We start from the raw sequence: 18277 nt of genomic DNA, 5'->3' as shown, positions 1-18277 counted from the left end.
GCAGGGTCATTGTGTGGCGCGCTGGTTTTCCAGGTCTTCAAGCTCAACGCGGTATTGGTGTGCTTCGTGTTCGTTATGGAACATGCCCACCAGTTGACCTTGTTGGTACACATCCCAGATCCGCACGCCAGCGGCCAGGCCTTCGTGGGACATTCTCGATTCGTCGCGTTCGGTTACTTGGACAGTCATCGGTAAACTCCACTTCTTCAAGATGGCTGCGACAGTGTGTCGCACGTCTTCTTTATAGAGTTTGTTAGCAGACTAAGTAAGTAAAACAGGCATGAAACAAGTTTCATGAAGCTCGAAGGGATGCTGCCTGGGTGGGCTTTTCGCAGCAAAGAAAAGCCCCGCACTGGGCGGGGCTTCAGGTATTGCAGGCAGTGCGCGATCAGTTGCCCTTTACCGGCTTGCCATCAACCGTGCCATCCTGCAGCACGATCACGTACTCCTTGCCATCGGTCTCTACCTGGCGCAGTTGCACCAGCAGGTAGTCCCAGTTCTTGGCAAACCACAGCTCGGTGATGCGCTTGCTCTGGCTGGGATCGCGCACGCGCTCGACCTTCACGGCATCGACCTGGCCGGTCTTGGTGGTGACCTTTTCGGTGCCCAGCACGCGGAAGTCGTAGGTGTCGATCTCGTCGCCGTCGACCACCTGGTAGGTCATGCTCTTCTTGCCTGCGGCCACGTCGTGCTGCAGGGCCAACTGGTAGGAGGATTTGTCCAGTACGCCGCGGTTCAGTGGCAGGCTGACAGCATCGCCACGGTCGCTGCCGGTGATCTTCTTGGTGCTCCAGTCGAAGTCAAGGTCGACCTTCTTGGCCTTGCCCAGGCCGCCGCGCTCGAAGTGGTACTTCTGCGGCAGCAGGGTGTCGTTTTCCAGGCGCAGGGTGCTTTGCTCGGTCAGGCTGGCGATCATCATGGAAGCCTTGAAGTTAAGGTCCCAGGTACCGTTGGCATTTTTGACCAGGCTGCGCTCGGCGGTGCCGCTCATGGGCAGCTGCTTCCAGTCGGCGGTGTAGCTGGCCGAGAACGGCTTCAGATCAGCTGCCTGGAGGGGCAGGGCGAGCACGGCGAGAGCCAAGAGCAGGGCGCGACGCATAAATTCTCCTAGGATCGAATCAAGTGACCGCTGGCCGCCAGTGGCTGGCCGTCCAGTAATGCACCCTGTTCGCCAAGACGCAAGCGCCCTTCAGCGAACCAGCGCACCGCCAGTGGGTAGATCAGGTGTTCCTGATGGTGTACCCGCTGTGCCAGGCTTTCGACGGTGTCATCAGACGCCACCGGTACCACAGCCTGTACGACCAGTGGGCCGCCATCGAGTTCCTCAGTCACGAAGTGTACGCTGCAGCCATGCTCGGCGTCGCCAGCTTCCAATGCCCGGCGATGCGTATGCAGGCCCTTGTACTTGGGCAGCAGCGACGGGTGGATGTTGAGCAGGCGGCCCTGATAGTGGCGCACGAAGCCGCCACTGAGGATGCGCATGAAACCGGCCAGCACGACCAGGTCCGGGGCAAAGCCGTCGATGCGCGCCATCAGCGCGGCATCGAAGGCTTCACGGCCGTCGAACTGGGTGTGGTCGAGCACGACGCTGTCGATGCCGGCCGCTGCGGCGCGTTGCAGGCCGTAGGCATCGGCGCGGTTGGAAATCACCGCGCGGATACGCACCGGGCTGTCCTGCCCTTGGCAGCTGTCGATCAGGGCTTGCAGGTTGCTGCCGGAGCCCGACAGCAGTACCACTACATTGCAGGTCTTGCTCGGCATCAGTGTGCCTTGAGGTTCTGCAGCTCGACCTGGGCAGCGCCTTCGGCGGCTTCGGCGATGTGGCCGATTACCCACGGTTGCTCACCGGCGGCGCGCAGTTCGTTCAGGGCGGCTTCGACCTGGTCCTGGGCCACGCAGATGACCATGCCCACGCCGCAGTTCAGTACGCGGTGCATTTCGTGCTCGTCGACGTTGCCTTTTTCCTGCAGGAAGTCGAACACCGCCGGGCGCTGCCAGCTGGCTACGTCAACCACGGCCTGGGCGTTTTTCGGCAGTACGCGCGGGATGTTGTCCAGCAGGCCGCCGCCGGTGATGTGGGCCATGGCCTTGACTGCGCCGGTGTTCTTGATCAGCTGCAGCAGCGGTTTGACGTAGATGCGGGTCGGCGCCATCAGCAGGTCGGTCAGCGGCTTGCCGTCCAGCTGGGTGTTCTCGATGTCGGTAGCCGACACTTCGAGGATCTTGCGGATCAGCGAGTAGCCGTTGGAGTGCGGGCCCGAGGACGGCAGGGCGATCAGCGCGTCACCGGTGGCAACCTTGGAGCCGTCGATGATTTCGGCCTTTTCCACCACGCCTACGCAGAAACCGGCCAGGTCGTAGTCTTCGCCTTCGTACATGCCAGGCATTTCGGCGGTTTCACCACCGACCAGCGAGCAGCCGGCCAGTTCGCAACCGGCGCCGATGCCGGTGACCACGGTGGCGGCCACGTCAACGTTCAGCTTGCCAGTGGCGTAGTAGTCGAGGAAGAACAGCGGCTCGGCGCCGCACACGACCAGGTCGTTGACGCACATGGCGACCAGGTCCTGGCCGATGCTGTCGTGCTTGTTCAGGTTCAGCGCCAGGCGCAGCTTGGTGCCGACGCCGTCGGTGCCGGAGACCAGCACCGGCTGCTTGTAGCCGGCCGGGATCTCGCAGAGGGCGCCGAAGCCGCCCAGGCCACCCATGACTTCAGGGCGCGCGGTGCGTTTTGCCACGCCCTTGATGCGTTCGACCAGTGCTTCGCCGGCGTCGATGTCTACACCGGCGTCCTTGTAGCTCAGGGAGGGTTGCTTGCTCATTGATCCAGGCCTTTAGGAGGGAGGGATTCTTAAAAACGACCATGACGGCCAAGGCCGGCTGATAAGCGGCGGCGGTCTGAAACGTCAGTGATCTGTGAAGGCGCGCGATTTTATCAGGGTTGCCGGGCAGCGGCCATCCTCAGGCCGACGGGCAGGGCGGTAATTGTTGAAAAAAGCTGGAGGGTGGTTGATGCGGTTGCATGTGTATAAGCTGCAAGCAACGAGCTTTACGCTGCACGACAATGCAGCCCGGCGCTCGGCCTGCTTTTTCTTGCAGCTTGAAGCTTACGGCTTGAAGCTCGACTGGACAGGAATCCTCCATGCGTTTGTTCAATATTCTGGCAGCCGGTTGCCTGGCCCTGATCTCGGCCACTGCCCTGGCTGAAAATGTCTCCGGCCTTTATCAGGTGCGCGAGCCGGTCACCGGGCCGGGCGCCGAAGCCCGTACCGCGGCCACAGTCAAAGCCCTGGACACGTTGGTGCAGCGTCTGACCGGTGACCCAAAGGCCGTGCAGAGCCCTGCATTGGCCGAGCTGCGCAAGGACCCACAGCAAATCATCAACCAGGTGGGCAGCGAAGCCGGCCCGCCCGAGTCGGTAGTGGTCGAGTTCGACCCAGGTAGCACCGAGCGGGCCTTGCGCAAGGCTGGCCTGGCGCTGTGGGGCAGTAACCGGCCCTCGATACTGGGGTGGTGGTTGAACGACACGGTCGAGGGCAGCAACCTGGTCGGTGATGGCCAGGCCAGTGCCCAACCCCTGCGCCGCGCCGCCCAGCACCGTGGTCTGCCGTTGCGCTTGCCGCTGGCCGACTTGCAGGAGCAGCTGGTCGCCAATGCCAAGCAGATCGAAGGCAACGATCCAGCGCCACTGCGCGAAGCTTCCGAGCGCTACGGCGCCGATGCCTTGCTGGCGGTACATGCCCAGGAAGCCGACGGCAAGTGGCAGGGCAAGTGGCAGCTGTGGCTGGGCGACCAGCGTGAGCAGGGCACTGCCGAGGGCGCCGACCAGGCCGCCTTGGCTGACGCGGTGATGATGGCGGTAAGCAGCCGCCTGGCGCCGCGCTACGTTACCCGGCCGGGTGCCAGCAGCCAGTTGCAGGTGCAAGTGCAGGGCATGAACCTGCAGCGCTATGCCGAGCTGGCCCGCGTGCTGGAGCCCTATGGCCCACGCTTGCAGGCGGCTGAAGGCACTACCCTGACCTACGGGGTTACGGGCAATCGTGAACAGCTACGTGCCCAGCTTGGCCTGGCCAAACTGCAGGAAGTGCCGGTCGAGCAGGCACCGGCGGTGCCGGCCATGCCAGCACCGGCAGTGGATGCCGCAGCCGCGCAGCCCGCGCCTGCGCAGCCAGCACCCAAGCCGTTCGACGGCTTGCGTTTTCGCTGGTAAGGGGCGCTTGCCGTGACTGACATGCGTCGCTGGATCTGGCTGGGCGCTGCACTGCTGATCGCTGTGCTGCTTTATAGCCTGCACAATATTCTTACGCCGTTCCTGGTCGGCATCATGCTGGCCTACCTGGCCGACCCGCTGGTCGATCGTCTCGAGCGCCTGGGGCTTTCGCGTACCTGGGGTGTGGTGGTGGTGTTCGGCCTGTTCACCCTGTTGCTGTTGGCGTTGTTGCTGGTGCTTGTGCCGATGCTGGCCAAGCAGTTGGTGCGCCTGTACGAGTTGGCGCCGCAAATGCTCGACTGGCTGGAGCATGTTGCGCTGCCGTGGGTACAGGGCCGCCTTGGCCTGGCCGATGGTTTCTGGAAATTCGACAAGATCAAGGCCGCCATCGGCGCGCACATGGGGCAGACCACCGATATCGTCGGCATGCTGCTGTCCCAGGCCACTGCCTCAAGCCTGGCGTTGGTGGCCTGGTTGGCCAACATGGTGCTGATCCCGGTAGTGGGCTTTTATCTGCTGCGCGATTGGGACTTGATGATGGGCAAGCTGCGCGGCCTGCTGCCGCGCCAGCGCGAGCCGCAAGTGATGGGCCTGGCAGGTGAATGCCATGAAGTGCTGGGGGCATTCGTGCGCGGGCAACTGATGGTGATGCTGGCCCTGGGCGTCATCTATTCAGCCGGCCTGATGCTGGTGGGGCTCGAACTCGGTCTGCTGATCGGCATGCTTGCAGGCCTTGCGGCCATCGTGCCGTACATGGGCTTCATCATTGGCATTGGTGCCGCGCTGGTGGCCGGCCTGTTCCAGTTCGGTGGCGACCTGTACCCGATGCTGGGCATCGTTGCGGTGTTCATGGTCGGGCAGGCGCTGGAGGGTATGGTGCTGACCCCTCTGCTGGTGGGCGATCGCATCGGCCTGCATCCGGTTGCGGTGATCTTTGCCATCCTCGCCGGTGGTGAACTGTTCGGCTTCACCGGTGTGCTGCTGGCGCTGCCGGTGGCGGCGGTGATCATGGTGCTGCTGCGGCATGTGCATGACCTGTACAAGGAATCGGATATGTACGCCGGGAATATCGACCCGGAGCTTTGAACACGTGTTTCGTCTTGAGCCTTTTCGTGCCCGCGAAATCGAGCGCCGCCCTGTGGCGCCCGCTCTCGCGGGTGCTGAGCACTGTTTTTCCAGCATCCGTCGTTCGCTTGTGCAGCGCAACTTGTTGATTTTGCTTGCCCTATCTGCAGTCGAGATTGTGCGCCCCGCGTTGCGGGTATAGACTTTGCAGATTGTTCACCAAAGGCCCCCAGCGGTCCCGTCGACCGCCCGCGAGCATGAAACCACCGATCCAGTTGCCCCTGGGTGTGCGCCTGCGCGATGACGCCACCTTCATCAACTACTATCCGGGCGCCAATGCTGCGGCATTAGGTTACGTCGAGCGGCTATGCGAAGCCGACGCCGGCTGGACCGAGAGCCTTATCTACCTGTGGGGCAAGCAGGGTGTTGGCCGTTCCCACCTGCTGCAGGCCGCCACCCATCGCTTCCAGCAACGTGGCGAGCCCGCTGTCTACCTGCCGCTGGCGCAATTGCTCGACCGTGGCGTGGAACTGCTCGACTACCTGGCCCAGTACGAACTGGTGTGCATCGACGATCTGCATGTGATCGCCGGCAAGGCGGATTGGGAAGAGGCCATGTTCCACCTGTTCAACCGCCTGCGCGACAGCGGCCGACGCTTGCTGCTGGCTGCCTCGGCTTCACCGCGTGAGCTGCCGATCAAGCTGCCGGACCTGAAGTCGCGGTTGACCCTGGCGCTGGTGTTCCAGATGCGTGGCCTGTCCGACGAAGACAAGCTGCGCGCCTTGCAGCTGCGAGCTTCGCGCCGTGGCCTGCACCTGACCGACGAAGTCGGCCATTTCATCCTCACCCGCGGCGCGCGGAGCATGAGCGCGTTGTTCGACTTGCTAGAGCGCCTCGATCAGGCGTCGCTGCAGGCACAACGCAAGCTCACCATCCCTTTTCTCAAGGAAACCCTCGGCTGGTAACCCCCTGAAAACCCTGGGCCAGAGCGGTAAAACAAAAAAGTCACATCTTTTTCGATAAAATTTGCAAATGGCCATGATAGAGGGCATAGTTTCACCCTTCTAAAGGATTACAGACACGGTCGTGCCCATGCTGAAGCGCTTCGCACCCCTCGTGCCACTCGCACTCGTGACCCTGCTTTTTGGCTGCGCGGCCCAAGGCCCGGTATCTCAGCCCCAGGATCACACCCCGATCACTGCACAATCGGCTGTCAAGGCCAAGGCCTCTTCCTCGTCGGTATTCGGCGAGCCGGAAGAGCTGGCCACCGAAGATGACCTGGCGTCTTTCTCCGGCGGCAAGCCTTACCAATTGCCGGTTCTGGCTGACAGCATTCTCGAGCGCGGCATGTCGTTGATCGGCACCCGCTACCGCTTTGGTGGTACCTCGGAAAAGTCCGGCTTCGACTGCAGTGGCTTCATCGGTTACCTGTTCCGCGAAGAGGCGGGCATGACGCTGCCGCGCTCCACGCGTGAAATGATCAACGTCGATGCGCCGAAAGTGGCCCGCAACAAGCTCAAGCCAGGTGACTTGCTGTTCTTCAGTACCAATGGCCGCGGCCGGGTAAGCCATGCCGGGATCTACCTGGGTGACAACCAGTTCATCCACTCCAGCAGCCGCCGCAGTGGCGGTGTGCGCATCGACAGCCTCGGTGATCGCTACTGGAGCAAGACCTTCATTGAAGCCAAGCGCGCCTTGGCCATGGCGCCGACCAACATCGCGCGCAACTGATATCAAAATGATGTACCCTGCCGCGGCGGTGATGCTTTGAAAAAAAGCACACCGCCGTGCGCATTTACAGAAAGCGTCTAATCTAATTTCTCAACTCTTTTCGGCTGCAGCGCAGCGGTCTCAGACAGGATGTTCTGGCCATGATAAAGATGGCGCGCTTCGCATTTCTCTCCTTGGCAGCCTTGCTGGCTGCATGCTCCAGCCGTGCGCCTGCGCCGGCCCCTGTGGTACAGCCGCAGGTTACCTATAGCCAGCCCAATCCTTCACCGATTGCCGATGACGTGCTGATTCGCGCCATTGGTCTGGTTGGCACGCCCTATCGTTGGGGGGGCAATACCCCGGACTCCGGCTTCGACTGCAGCGGCCTGATCAAGTATGTGTACCGTGATGCTGCTGGCATCAGCCTGCCGCGCTCGACGCGAGAGATGATCGTCATGCGCGCACCCACGGTGGATGCCAGTTCGCTGCAGTCTGGTGACTTGGTGTTCTTCGCCACCAGTGGCGGCTCGCAGGTCAGCCATGCCGGCATCTATGTCGGGGACGGGCGCTTCGTGCATGCACCTTCCACCGGTGGCACCGTGCGCCTGGACTACCTGTCAAACAGCTACTGGGCCAAGGCCTACCTGCAGGCCAAGCGGGTGATTCCGCAAGGGCATCTGGCACAGAACCCTTGATATCCATGCCTGTTTAGCGGCCCCCTCGAGCTTGGGGCCGATACCGGCTGCCTGGATTCAAGGTGTTTTGCTCACCCGCCAGACCACCCGCTTCGATTGACGCTCCCGGTGCAACCCTCTAACCTTCGCGGCGTGTTTCAGGTGCCCTGCCAGCCCCGACTGGGCAGGGTGAAACTGGGAAGCCGGTGGGCGCCAGCATGGCGCGATTCCGGCGCTGCCCCCGCAACGGTGGATGAGTAAAAGGCCGCGCAGGGCCACTGGATGCCAGCATCCGGGAAGGCGCGCAGGCCAGGGCCAAGGCCCACTCACAAGCCCGGAGACCGGCCTGATACTGCCAACGGCATCACGGAGGGTGATGCGCGGTGCACCGTGGCGCCCAGCCATGGCCTCTGCGCGTTCTCCGTTTGCCTGCCTATTACCTGTCGCCGCGCATTGCCGTGGTGCCAGCCAGCGGAGAACCCTGATGAGCGATTCCACCGAACGCGACGAACGCCACCTGGCGCGCATGCAGCGCAAGAAGGCGGTCATCGACGAACGCATCGCCAATTCCCCTAACGAATGCGGCCTGCTGCTGGTGCTGACCGGCAATGGCAAGGGCAAGAGCAGTTCGGCCTTCGGCATGCTCGCGCGCGCCTTGGGCCACGGCATGCAATGCGGTGTGGTGCAGTTCATCAAGGGCCGCAACAGCACCGGCGAGGAGCTGTTCTTCCGTCGCTTCCCCGAACAGGTGCGCTACCACGTGATGGGCGAGGGCTTTACCTGGGAAACCCAGGACCGCCAGCGTGACATCGCTGCTGCGCAAGCCGCCTGGGCGGTGTCGCGCCAGTTGCTGCAGGACCCAGGTGTACAGTTCGTGGTGCTGGACGAGCTCAACATCGCCCTCAAACATGGTTACCTCGACCTGGACCAGGTACTGTCCGACATTCAGGCCCGCCCGCCCATGCAGCATGTGATTGTCACTGGCCGCGCTGCGAAGCCCGAGATGATCGAACTGGCCGACACCGTGACCGAAATGGGCATGCTCAAGCACGCCTTCCAGGCCGGTATCCGCGCACAGAAAGGCGTCGAACTGTGAGTCGATCGCGGCACTGCCCCGCCGTGTTGATCGCGGCGCCGGCCTCTGGCCAGGGCAAGACTACCGTCACTGCTGCGCTGGCCCGCCTGCACCGCAACCTCGGGCGCAAGGTGCGGGTGTTCAAATGCGGGCCCGACTTTCTTGACCCGATGATTCTCGAACGGGCCAGTGGCGCGCCGGTGTATCAGCTGGACCTGTGGATGATCGGTGCGGAGGAAAGCCGTCGTCTGCTGTGGGAAGCTGCTGGCGAGGCTGACCTGATCCTCATCGAAGGGGTGATGGGGCTGTTCGACGGTACCCCGTCAAGCGCCGACCTGGCGCGCCACTTTGGCGTGCCGGTGCTGGCGGTGATCGACGGCACAGCCATGGCCCAGACCTTCGGCGCCCTGGCCCTGGGCCTGGCGCGGTACCAGGCCGATCTGCCGTTCGCCGGCGTGCTGGCCAATCGGGTAGGCAGCCTGCGTCATGCGCAACTGCTCGAAGGCAGCCTGACCGAGGGCTTGCGCTGGTATGGCGGCTTGTCCCGCGAGCGCGGCATCGAGCTGCCCAGCCGCCACCTGGGCCTGGTGCAGGCCAGCGAGCTGAATGACCTGGACACCCGCCTGGACGCTGCCGCCGAAGCGCTGGGCGCCAGTTGCGATGCGGCGTTGCCACCGCCAGTCAGCTTTGCCGAGCCGGAACCGCAAGCCAGCGTTGCCTCGCTGGCCGGTGTGCGCATTGGCGTGGCGCGGGACGAGGCGTTCGCCTTCATCTATGGCGCTAACCTCGACCTGTTGCGCAACCTGGGTGCCCAGCTGGTGTTCTTCTCGCCGCTGCACGACCACGAGCTGCCGGCGGTAGACAGCCTGTATCTGCCGGGTGGTTATCCTGAGCTGCATCACCATGCGCTGGCCGCCAACGCCCCGATGTGCGAGGCGATCCGCGCCCACCACGCGCAGGGCAAGCCATTGCTGGCCGAGTGCGGCGGCATGCTGTACCTGCTTGATGCTCTGACTGACGTGGCCGGTGAACGTGCCGAACTGCTCGGCCTGCTGCCGGGTGAGGCGACCATGCAGAAGCGCCTGGCTGCCCTGGCGCTGCAGGCGGTGGAACTGCCGGAGGGGACCTTGCGCGGTCACACCTATCACCATTCGCTGACCAGTACTGCGCTGGAACCGATCGCCCGGGGTCTGAGCCCCAACGGCGGGCGTGGCAACGAGGCGGTTTATCGTCTGGGCCGGCTGACGGCCTCTTACGTGCACTTCTATTTCCCTTCCTGCCCGGATGCGGCGGCGGCGCTGTTGCGACCATGAATGATCACGCCTACAGCGACGCCGAGCGCGCCGCCATTTACCGGGTCATCGGCGAGCGCCGCGACATGCGCCATTTTGCGGGTGGCCAGGTGGCGCCCGAACTGCTTGGCCGCTTGCTGGCCGCCGCACATCAGGCGCCCAGTGTCGGGCTAATGCAGCCGTGGCGCTTTATCCGCATCACCCAGCGTGACCTGCGCGGGCGCATCCAGGCCTTGGTGGAAGCGGAGCGGGTACGCACGGCCGAGGCGTTGGGCGAGCGATCCGATGCCTTCATGAAGTTGAAGGTGGAGGGCATAAACGATTGTGCCGAGCTGCTGGTGGCGGCCTTGATGGACAACCGCGAGCCACACATCTTCGGCCGCCGCACCCTGCCGGAGATGGACCTGGCCTCGCTGGCCTGTGCCATCCAGAACCTGTGGCTGGCCGCGCGTGGCGAAGGGCTGGGCATGGGCTGGGTGTCGCTGTTCGACCCGCAGGCGTTGGCCGCGCTGCTGGGCATGCCCGCCGGGGCCAAGCCGGTGGCGGTACTGTGCCTTGGGCCGGTCGCCGAGTTCTATCCGGTGCCGATGTTGGTGCAGGAAAGCTGGGCCGAAGAGCGGCCCCTGAGTGAAATGCTTTACGAAAACCAATGGGGAGAGCGTCAATGAGCGTGGCCTTGCTGACCGTGGCCGGGGTGGCCCTGGACGCTTTGCTGGGCGAACCACAGCGCCGTCACCCCTTGGTGGCGTTCGGCAATATGGCCGGCAACCTGGAGCGCCGCCTGAATGCGGGCGGGCGCGGCTGGCGCAGCCACGGCGTGAGCGCGTGGTTTCTGGCGGTGGTGCCGCTGACCCTGGTGGCGCTGGTCCTTTCGTGGCTGCCGTATATTGGCTGGCTGGTTGACGTGCTGGCGCTTTACTGCGCCGTGGGGCTGCGCAGCCTGGGCGAGCATGTGCTGCCGGTGGCCAGCGCCTTGCGCCAGGGCGACCTGGCGGAGGCGCGGCGACGGGTTGGCTACCTGGTCAGCCGAGAAACGCGCGAACTGGACGAGCCCGCGGTGGCCCGAGCGGCGACCGAGTCGGTGCTGGAGAACGGCAGCGACGCAGTGTTCGCCGCGTTGTTCTGGTTTGTGGTGGCCGGTGCGCCCGGTGTGGTGCTGTACCGCCTGAGCAACACGCTGGATGCCATGTGGGGCTACCGTAACGAACGTTTCGAGCGCTTTGGCTGGTGCGCGGCGCGCATCGACGATGTGCTCAACTACATACCTGCAAGGCTGGTGGCCCTGACTTATGCTCTGTTGGGCAAGACCCGTCTGGCCCTGGCCTGCTGGCGCAAGCAGGGCCCGCTGTGGGACAGCCCCAACGCCGGGCCGGTGATGGCTGCCGGCGCCGGCGCGCTGGGCGTGGAGCTTGGTGGCCCGGCGGTGTACCACGGCGAACTGCATGAGCGGCCGCGTCTGGGCGAGGGGCCAGTGGCCGATGCCGATGCCATCGAGCGCGGCTGGCAGCTGGTGCAGCGCGGCGTGTGGCTGTGGCTGCTGGTGATCTGCCTGGGGGCCTATATCAATGCTTGAACATGGTGGCCGCCTGTTACGCGCGGTGCAGCAATACGGTATCCCCCGTGAGCAGTGGCTCGACCTGTCCAGCGGCATTGCGCCCTGGCCATTTTCTGTCCCGCCGATTCCCGTCGACGCCTGGGCCCGCCTGCCGGAAACCGAGGACGGCCTGGAGGACGCCGCGCGCTTGTATTACGGCGCCCGCCAGTTGCTGCCGGTAGCCGGCTCCCAGGCCGCGATCCAGGCCTTGCCACTGCTACGTCCAGCCGCTCGAGTAGGCGTGCTGACGCCGTGCTATGCCGAACACCCCTATGCCTGGCAACGGGCGGGGCATCAACTGCTGGCGCTGGATGAAGCGCAAGTCGAGGCTGCGCTCGACGGCCTCGATGTGCTGGTGCTGGTGAACCCCAACAACCCGACCGGCCAGCGGGTGTCGCGCGAACGCCTGCTGGCTTGGCATGCTCGCCTGGCTGCCCGCGGTGGCTGGCTGCTGGTCGACGAAGCATTCATGGACAACACCCCGGCGGACAGCGTGGTGGACTGCGCCGAACGCCCGGGACTGATCGTGCTGCGCTCGTTTGGCAAGTTCTTCGGCTTGGCCGGCGTGCGCCTGGGCTTCGTTGCCGCCGAACACAGCTTGCTGCTGCGCCTGGCCGAGCTGCTCGGACCCTGGACCGTCAACGGCCCGACCCGGGTGCTGGCCCAGGCCAGCCTGTCTGATCAGACTGCCCAGCGCGCGCAGGCCGAACGCTGTGCTGCTGCCAGCGAGCGGCTTGCGCACGTGTTGCGCAGTGCCGGCCTGGCGCCTAGTGGTGGCTGCGACCTGTTCCAGTACGTGCGTAGCGAGCATGCTGCGCGGCTGCATGAATTTCTCGCCCGGCGCGGCATCCTGGTACGGCTGTTCGAACAGCCAGCGGCAGTGCGCCTGGGGTTGCCTGCCTGCACGGCGGACGAACAGCGCCTGGCCCAGGCCCTGGCGGCTTATCAGAAGGAAACGGCATGACGACCCTCATGGTGCAAGGCACCACCTCCGACGCAGGCAAGAGCACACTGGTGACCGCGTTGTGCCGCTGGCTGTTGCGCCAGGGCGTCGCTGTGGTGCCCTTCAAACCACAGAACATGGCGCTGAACAGCGCGGTGACGGCTGATGGTGGTGAAATCGGCCGGGCCCAGGCGGTGCAGGCCCAGGCCTGCCGGCTACAACCGCACACCGACATGAACCCGGTGCTGCTCAAGCCCAACAGCGATACCGGCGCCCAGGTCATCATCCACGGTCGGGCGGTCACCAGCATGAATGCAGTGGCCTACCACGACTATAAAACCACGGCCATGCAAGCGGTGCTGGCGTCTCATCAACGCCTGAGTGCCGCGTACCCGGTGGTCATGGTCGAGGGGGCGGGGTCGCCGGCAGAGATCAACCTGCGTGCCGGCGATATCGCCAACATGGGCTTTGCCGAAGCGGTGGACTGCCCGGTGATCCTGGTGGCCGACATCAACCGCGGTGGTGTGTTCGCCCACCTGGTGGGCACGCTGGAATTGCTGTCGACCACTGAACAGGCGCGGGTCAAAGGTTTTGTCATCAACCGCTTCCGTGGCGACATTGCTCTGCTGCAGCCAGGGCTGGACTGGCTGGAACAACGCACCGGCAAACCGGTACTGGGCGTCCTGCCTTACGTTACCGACCTGCACCTGGAAGCCGAAGATGGCATCGATGTGCGCCAAGGCGTCAAGCACGAGCGAGTGCTAAAGGTGATCGTGCCAGTGCTGCCGCGCATCAGTAACCACACCGACTTCGACCCGCTGCGCCTGCACCCGCAGGTGGACTTGCAGTTCATTGGCCCAGGCCAGCCGATTCCGGCTGCCGACCTCATCATCTTGCCAGGCTCCAAGAGCGTGCGTGGCGACCTGGCACAACTGCGCGAGCGCGGTTGGGACAAGGCCATCGAGCGGCACCTGCGCTATGGCGGCAAGCTGATCGGTATCTGCGGTGGCCTGCAGATGCTGGGGCGGGAAGTGCATGACCCGCTGGGGCTGGAGGGAGCCGCAGGCTCAAGCCAGGGGCTCGGCCTGCTCGACTATGCCACGGTGCTCGAAGCCGAGAAGCAACTGCGCAATGTGGCCGGCACGCTGAGCCTTGAAGCGGCAACGGTAACCGGTTATGAAATTCATGCTGGCGTTACGACGGGGCCTGCGCTGGCGCAACCCGCGGTCCAACTGGCTGATGGCCGCCATGATGGTGCTGTCAGTGCCGATGGCCAGATCCTCGCCACCTACCTGCATGGCCTGTTCGAAGGCAGCCAGTCGTGTGCCGCGCTATTGCGCTGGGCCGGGCTGGAGGATGTGCAGGTTATCGACTACGAAGCGTTGCGCGAACACGACATCGAGCGCCTGGCCGATCTGGTGGAAAAGCACCTGGACACCGCGCATTTGCGCCAACTGTGTGGGGTAGCCTGACATGCGTAACCTGATTCTCGGCGGCGCCCGGTCTGGCAAAAGCCGCCTGGCCGAACAACTGGCCAGCGCCAGCGGCTTGCCGGTGACCTACATCGCCACCAGCCAGCCGCTGGATGGCGAAATGAACGAACGCGTGTTGCTGCATCGTCAGCGCCGGCCGGATGACTGGGGGTTGATCGAAGAGCCCTTGGCCCTGGCCGCGGTACTGCGCGCCGAAGCGGCCGAGGGGCGCTGCCTGCTGGTGGATTGCCTGACCCTGTGGCTGACCAATTTGTTGATGCTGGAAGATGACCAGCGCCTGGCCGAGGAGCGTGATGCCCTGCTGGCATGCCTGGAACAGTTACCTGGCACCCTTATCCTGGTCAGTAACGAAACCGGCCTGGGCGTCGTGCCCATGGGCGAGCTGACCCGGCGCTATGTCGACCTGGCCGGCTGGCTGCACCAGGCCGTGGCCGAACGCTGTCAGCGTGTAGTGCTGACCGTGGCCGGCCTGCCCCTAATCCTCAAAGGACCTGCACTATGACCCAAGCCTGGTGGCGTGACGCCTGCCAACCCCTCGACAACGCCGCCATGGACCAGGCCCGCGCCCGGCAGCAGCAACTGACCAAACCTGCTGGCTCGCTCGGTCAACTTGAAGAACTGGCCATTCAGCTGGCTGGCCTGCAGGGGCTTGAACGACCAATGCTGGATCAGGTAGCCATCAGCATTTTTGCCGGCGACCACGGCGTGGTCGAAGAGGGCATCTCGGCCTACCCGCAGGCGGTGACCGGGCAGATGCTACGCAACTTCGTCGGCGGGGGCGCGGCGATCAGTGTGCTGGCGCGGCAACTGCAGGCCAGCCTGGACGTGGTCGACCTGGGCACCATTGACGCGCAGTTGGAGCTGCCCGGCGTGCGTCATCTGCGCCTGGGCACCGGTACTGCCAACTTTGCCCGTCAACCCGCGATGACCGAAAACCAGCTGCAAGCGGCCTTGCAGGCTGGTCGCGACAGTGCCCAGCGCGCCGCCGAACAGGGCGCACAGCTGTTCATCGGTGGCGAGATGGGCATCGGTAACACCACCGCCGCCGCAGCCTTGGCCAGTGTTCTGCTGGGGTGTCCGGCGTCGGAGCTGAGCGGCCCTGGTACCGGCCTGGACTACGCCGGGGTGCAGCACAAGGCTGAAGTCATCGAGAGGGCGCTGTGCCTGCATGGCTTGCGTGCTGAAGACCCGTTACAGGCACTGGCTTGTGTTGGCGGTTTCGAGATCGCGGCGTTGGCGGGTGCCTACCTCGGTTGCGCGCAGGCGGGTGTCGCGGTGTTGGTGGATGGCTTTATCTGCAGTGTCGCTGCGCTCGTGGCAGTGCGCCTCAACCCGCAGTGTCGGGCCTGGCTGTTGTTCGCTCACCAGGGGGCTGAGCCTGGGCACAAGACCTTGCTTGCTGCGCTGCAGGCCGAGCCCTTGCTGGCCTTGGGCTTGCGCCTGGGTGAGGGCAGTGGCGCTGCCCTGGCGGTGCCGCTGTTGCGCCTGGCCTGTGCGCTGCATGGGCAGATGGCGACCTTTGCCGAGGCCGCGGTGGCGGACCGCCCGGCATGATCCTCGACTTGCTGCGCCATGGTGAAACGGAACAGGGCGGCCTGCGTGGCAGCCTTGATGATGCCTTGACCGACAAGGGCTGGGCACAGATGCGCCGCGCCGTGGCCGACGGCGGCCCATGGCAGGTGCTGGTCAGCTCGCCGCTGCAACGCTGTGGGCGTTTCGCCGATGAGCTGAGTGCGCAGTTGAACCTGCCAGTGCAGCGTGAGCCCGCCCTGCAGGAACTGCACTTCGGTGATTGGGAGGGCCAAAGTGCCGCGCAGATCATGCAGCACCAGGCCGATGCACTGGGCCGTTTCTGGACCGACCCTTACGCCTTCACACCGCCCAATGGCGAGCCGGTCGAGGCGTTTGCCGAACGGGTGCTGGCGGCTGTCGAGCGTTTGCGCCTTCAGCATGCCGGCAAGCGCGTGCTACTGGTGACCCATGGTGGCGTGATGCGGCTGTTACTGGCCCGTGCCCGTGGCTTGCCCAGGGAGCAGTTGCTGCAGGTCGAGGTTGGCCATGGCGCGTTGATGCGGCTGGTGCCGGGTGGCGATGGGCAACTGGTCGAGGCGCCCTGAGATGTTGCCGTTCTGGATCGCCTTGCAGTTTCTCAGCAGCCTGCCGGTGAGCCTGCCGGGCATGCCGGCACCGCGTGAGGTAGGGCGTTCGCTGCTGTACTACCCGCTGGTCGGGCTGCTGTTCGGCTTGCTGCTGTGGTTGGCCAGTCACCTGCTACAGGGTACGCCGTCGCCGCTGCATGCGGCTTTGCTGCTGACGTTGTGGGTACTGCTCAGTGGTGCCTTGCACCTGGATGGCCTGGCGGACAGTGCCGACGCCTGGCTCGGTGGTTTCGGCGACCGTGAGCGCACCTTGCGGATCATGAAAGACCCGCGCAGCGGGCCGATTGCCGTGGTCACCCTGGTCTTGGTGTTGTTGCTGAAGTTTTGCGCATTGTGGGTGCTGGTCGGGCAGGGCATCGGGGCGCAATTGCTGCTGGCGCCGTTGATCGGGCGGGCGGCGATGTTGGGCCTGTTCCTTTGTACACCTTATGTGCGACCTGGCGGGTTGGGCCAGGCGTTGGCCGAACATATGCCCCGGCGCGCAGCAGGGTGGGTATTGCTGGTTTGTGTGCTGTTCTGCCTCTTCCTGGGCGGATGGAGCGTGCTGCTGGCGCTGGCGGTGTTTGCCTGGTTGCGGCATATGATGTGCCGGCGCCTGGGCGGGACCACCGGTGATACCGCCGGTGCGTTGCTGGAGCTGCTGGAGCTGGCCGTCGTGCTCGGGTTGGCGCTGGGGCTTTGAGCGCTTGATCTAGACGGCGCTTTAGCGGCTGCTTTGCGGTGCTTTCGCAGCAGGCCATAGGTGTGGAGGGGCAGTAACTTCCAGAAACGGTCCGGAAGCGCCTGCCTCTTCCTTGCCGGCGTATCCTCAGCCTCCCCTCCAGCAATCAGGTAGGCTTCCCGTGCGTCACTGGATCTTTGCCAGTCTATTGGTCCTGTCCACCCTCCCAGCCTCTGCTGCAGACCTCATGGCGTTCTGGGACACCCCACGCCACGGCGGCAACAGCTTCAACCGGCTACCACCCGATCAAGCCTACTTCGATGCCCTGAGGGGGTACGGCGCCACATGGGTGCGGCTGTCGTACGACAAATGGCAACCGGTGAAACGTGATTTCCTCCTCGGCAGCGCCGATACCTATGAAGGCCTGCCCGACGCCGACCTGGCTGTGCTGCGTGCCACCCTCGACCGGGCGCACCAGGCGGGGCTCAAGGTGGTCATCGCGCCACTCTCGCTACCGGGTATGCGCTGGTCGCAAAACAATCAGGGCCAGTTCGATGATCGCTTGTGGCAAGACAAACGTTACTGGTCCCAGGCTGCGGCGTTCTGGCGAGATATGGCGCGCGAACTGAAAAGTCATCCGGCCATCGCGGCCTACAACCTGATCAATGAGCCAGCACCGGAGAAACAGGGTGGCCTGGCTGAACATGCCGAACTCGGGCAGATGCAGCAGTGGTATGCGCAAGCGCAGGGCGGTGCGCGCGATCTGCCCTTGCTGTACCGGCAACTGATAGCGGCCATCCGCGAAGAAGACGCTGATACGCCGATCATGGTCGATGCCGGCTGGTATGCAGGCGCAGACGCGTTCGGCTACTGGCCGGCGCCGCTGGAAGACCCGCGAGTGCTGTACAGCGTGCACATGTATGAGCCCTATGCCGCAACCAGTGCGCCGAACATGGCGCGCAAACAGCCCATCGCCTATCCAGGCCCCGTATCTTTTGCCGGGCAGACACAGCTGTGGGATGGGCGGCGAGTTGAAGGCTACTTGCGCCAGCTACTGGCATGGGCCGAGGTCGTGGGGCTACCGCTTTCTCGTCTGGTGGTGGGCGAGTTTGGCTGCATGCGCAGGCTGCCGGGTTGTCGGCAGTACCTTGAAGATGTACTCGTCGTGCTGGATCGCAACCGGTTGCACTGGGCATTCTATAGCTTCCGTGAAGACAACTGGGATGGCATGGACTACGAGCTGGGCACGGCGAAGGTGCCGTGGCGCTACTGGCAGGCGGTCGAGCAGGGCGCGCCAGACCCCTTGGCGCGCAAGGCCACCGTTGAGTTCGAGCCGATCCGCAGGCGCTTGAACCCGGACTGACGCTTCTCAATCTTTCGTGAAACTTCTTGCAACACTCCGTA

At 64.5% G+C, this 18277-nt stretch carries 20 protein-coding genes and 1 riboswitch; of the genes, 16 read left to right on the top strand and 4 right to left on the bottom strand.

All coding sequences use genetic code 11. The features are described from left to right. Positions 1-6: 6 nt before the first annotated feature. The 4 genes from PRJ_RS21320 to purM form a co-directional block, all read right to left on the bottom strand. Positions 7-189 carry a hypothetical protein gene (locus PRJ_RS21320; RefSeq protein WP_003252431.1) on the bottom strand — a complete coding sequence of 61 codons (183 nt, stop codon included), beginning with the start codon at positions 187-189 and terminating at the stop codon, positions 7-9. A 199-nt stretch (positions 190-388) separates the two neighbouring features. Further along, on the bottom strand, positions 389-1099 hold the full coding sequence (locus PRJ_RS21315) for a DUF3108 domain-containing protein (protein ID WP_010952720.1): 711 nt from the start codon (positions 1097-1099) through the stop codon (positions 389-391). An 8-nt stretch (positions 1100-1107) separates the two neighbouring features. Next, positions 1108-1761: a phosphoribosylglycinamide formyltransferase gene (purN, locus tag PRJ_RS21310; protein ID WP_104962417.1), complete on the bottom strand. Its 654-nt coding sequence runs from the start codon at positions 1759-1761 to the stop codon at positions 1108-1110. Beyond that, the gene (gene purM, locus PRJ_RS21305) at positions 1761-2819 is read right to left on the bottom strand and encodes a phosphoribosylformylglycinamidine cyclo-ligase (protein ID WP_003252437.1); all 1059 of its coding nucleotides are present in this window, start codon (positions 2817-2819) and stop codon (positions 1761-1763) included. The genes purN and purM overlap by 1 nt, the downstream gene beginning before the upstream one ends. Positions 2820-3139: 320 nt before the next feature. On the opposite strand from purM, the gene PRJ_RS21295 reads away from it, so the two are divergent. From PRJ_RS21295 to PRJ_RS21220, 16 genes are all read left to right on the top strand, one after another. Further along, the gene (locus tag PRJ_RS21295; RefSeq protein ID WP_104962415.1) at positions 3140-4207 is read left to right on the top strand and encodes a DUF2066 domain-containing protein; all 1068 of its coding nucleotides are present in this window, start codon (positions 3140-3142) and stop codon (positions 4205-4207) included. 12 nt (positions 4208-4219) lie between these two features. Then, positions 4220-5293 (top strand): AI-2E family transporter, encoded by a 1074-nt coding sequence (locus tag PRJ_RS21290; protein ID WP_010952723.1) that lies wholly within the window; start codon positions 4220-4222, stop codon positions 5291-5293. A 236-nt stretch (positions 5294-5529) separates the two neighbouring features. Further along, complete coding sequence (hda, locus tag PRJ_RS21285) at positions 5530-6237, top strand: DnaA regulatory inactivator Hda (RefSeq protein ID WP_003252443.1); 708 nt, start codon at positions 5530-5532, stop codon at positions 6235-6237. 127 nt (positions 6238-6364) lie between these two features. Further along, positions 6365-7003, top strand: coding sequence for a C40 family peptidase (locus PRJ_RS21280; protein WP_104962414.1), 639 nt, complete (start codon positions 6365-6367; stop codon positions 7001-7003). A gap of 140 nt (positions 7004-7143) precedes the next feature. After that, positions 7144-7677 (top strand): C40 family peptidase, encoded by a 534-nt coding sequence (locus PRJ_RS21275; protein ID WP_104962413.1) that lies wholly within the window; start codon positions 7144-7146, stop codon positions 7675-7677. Positions 7678-7799: 122 nt separating this feature from the next. Further along, positions 7800-8021: riboswitch (cobalamin riboswitch) on the top strand. Between the two features lie 119 nt (positions 8022-8140). Continuing rightward, the gene (cobO, locus tag PRJ_RS21270) at positions 8141-8752 is read left to right on the top strand and encodes a cob(I)yrinic acid a,c-diamide adenosyltransferase (RefSeq protein WP_003252448.1); all 612 of its coding nucleotides are present in this window, start codon (positions 8141-8143) and stop codon (positions 8750-8752) included. Further along, positions 8749-10044: a cobyrinate a,c-diamide synthase gene (locus PRJ_RS21265; protein WP_104962412.1), complete on the top strand. Its 1296-nt coding sequence runs from the start codon at positions 8749-8751 to the stop codon at positions 10042-10044. Before cobO ends, PRJ_RS21265 begins: the two co-directional genes overlap by 4 nt. After that, positions 10041-10691: a 5,6-dimethylbenzimidazole synthase gene (bluB, locus tag PRJ_RS21260; protein ID WP_104962411.1), complete on the top strand. Its 651-nt coding sequence runs from the start codon at positions 10041-10043 to the stop codon at positions 10689-10691. The genes PRJ_RS21265 and bluB overlap by 4 nt, the downstream gene beginning before the upstream one ends. Continuing rightward, complete coding sequence (cbiB, locus tag PRJ_RS21255) at positions 10688-11596, top strand: adenosylcobinamide-phosphate synthase CbiB (RefSeq protein ID WP_104962410.1); 909 nt, start codon at positions 10688-10690, stop codon at positions 11594-11596. The genes bluB and cbiB overlap by 4 nt, the downstream gene beginning before the upstream one ends. Then, positions 11589-12581, top strand: a complete 993-nt coding sequence (gene cobD, locus PRJ_RS21250; RefSeq protein WP_104962409.1) for a threonine-phosphate decarboxylase CobD — start codon at positions 11589-11591, stop codon at positions 12579-12581. The genes cbiB and cobD overlap by 8 nt, the downstream gene beginning before the upstream one ends. Next, the gene (locus PRJ_RS21245; RefSeq protein WP_104962408.1) at positions 12578-14032 is read left to right on the top strand and encodes a cobyric acid synthase; all 1455 of its coding nucleotides are present in this window, start codon (positions 12578-12580) and stop codon (positions 14030-14032) included. The genes cobD and PRJ_RS21245 overlap by 4 nt, the downstream gene beginning before the upstream one ends. Before the next feature lies 1 nt (position 14033). After that, a complete protein-coding gene (cobU, locus tag PRJ_RS21240) occupies positions 14034-14555 on the top strand; it encodes a bifunctional adenosylcobinamide kinase/adenosylcobinamide-phosphate guanylyltransferase (RefSeq protein ID WP_003252463.1) in 522 nt (173 codons plus the stop codon). Next, positions 14552-15607, top strand: coding sequence for a nicotinate-nucleotide--dimethylbenzimidazole phosphoribosyltransferase (cobT, locus tag PRJ_RS21235; protein ID WP_104962407.1), 1056 nt, complete (start codon positions 14552-14554; stop codon positions 15605-15607). The genes cobU and cobT overlap by 4 nt, the downstream gene beginning before the upstream one ends. Continuing rightward, positions 15604-16170 carry a histidine phosphatase family protein gene (locus tag PRJ_RS21230; protein ID WP_104962406.1) on the top strand — a complete coding sequence of 189 codons (567 nt, stop codon included), beginning with the start codon at positions 15604-15606 and terminating at the stop codon, positions 16168-16170. Before cobT ends, PRJ_RS21230 begins: the two co-directional genes overlap by 4 nt. A gap of 1 nt (position 16171) precedes the next feature. Continuing rightward, positions 16172-16894: an adenosylcobinamide-GDP ribazoletransferase gene (locus PRJ_RS21225; protein ID WP_104962405.1), complete on the top strand. Its 723-nt coding sequence runs from the start codon at positions 16172-16174 to the stop codon at positions 16892-16894. Positions 16895-17120: 226 nt separating this feature from the next. After that, positions 17121-18236 (top strand): glycoside hydrolase family 5 protein, encoded by a 1116-nt coding sequence (locus PRJ_RS21220; RefSeq protein ID WP_104962404.1) that lies wholly within the window; start codon positions 17121-17123, stop codon positions 18234-18236. Positions 18237-18277 lie beyond the last annotated feature (41 nt).

The organism is Pseudomonas sp. XWY-1 (assembly GCF_002953115.1).
In the GTDB taxonomy this organism is placed as follows: Bacteria; Pseudomonadota; Gammaproteobacteria; order Pseudomonadales; family Pseudomonadaceae; genus Aquipseudomonas; species Aquipseudomonas alloputida.
The sequence above is the reverse complement of the archived record's forward strand: the minus strand, read 5'-3'. Positions and strand labels throughout refer to the sequence as shown.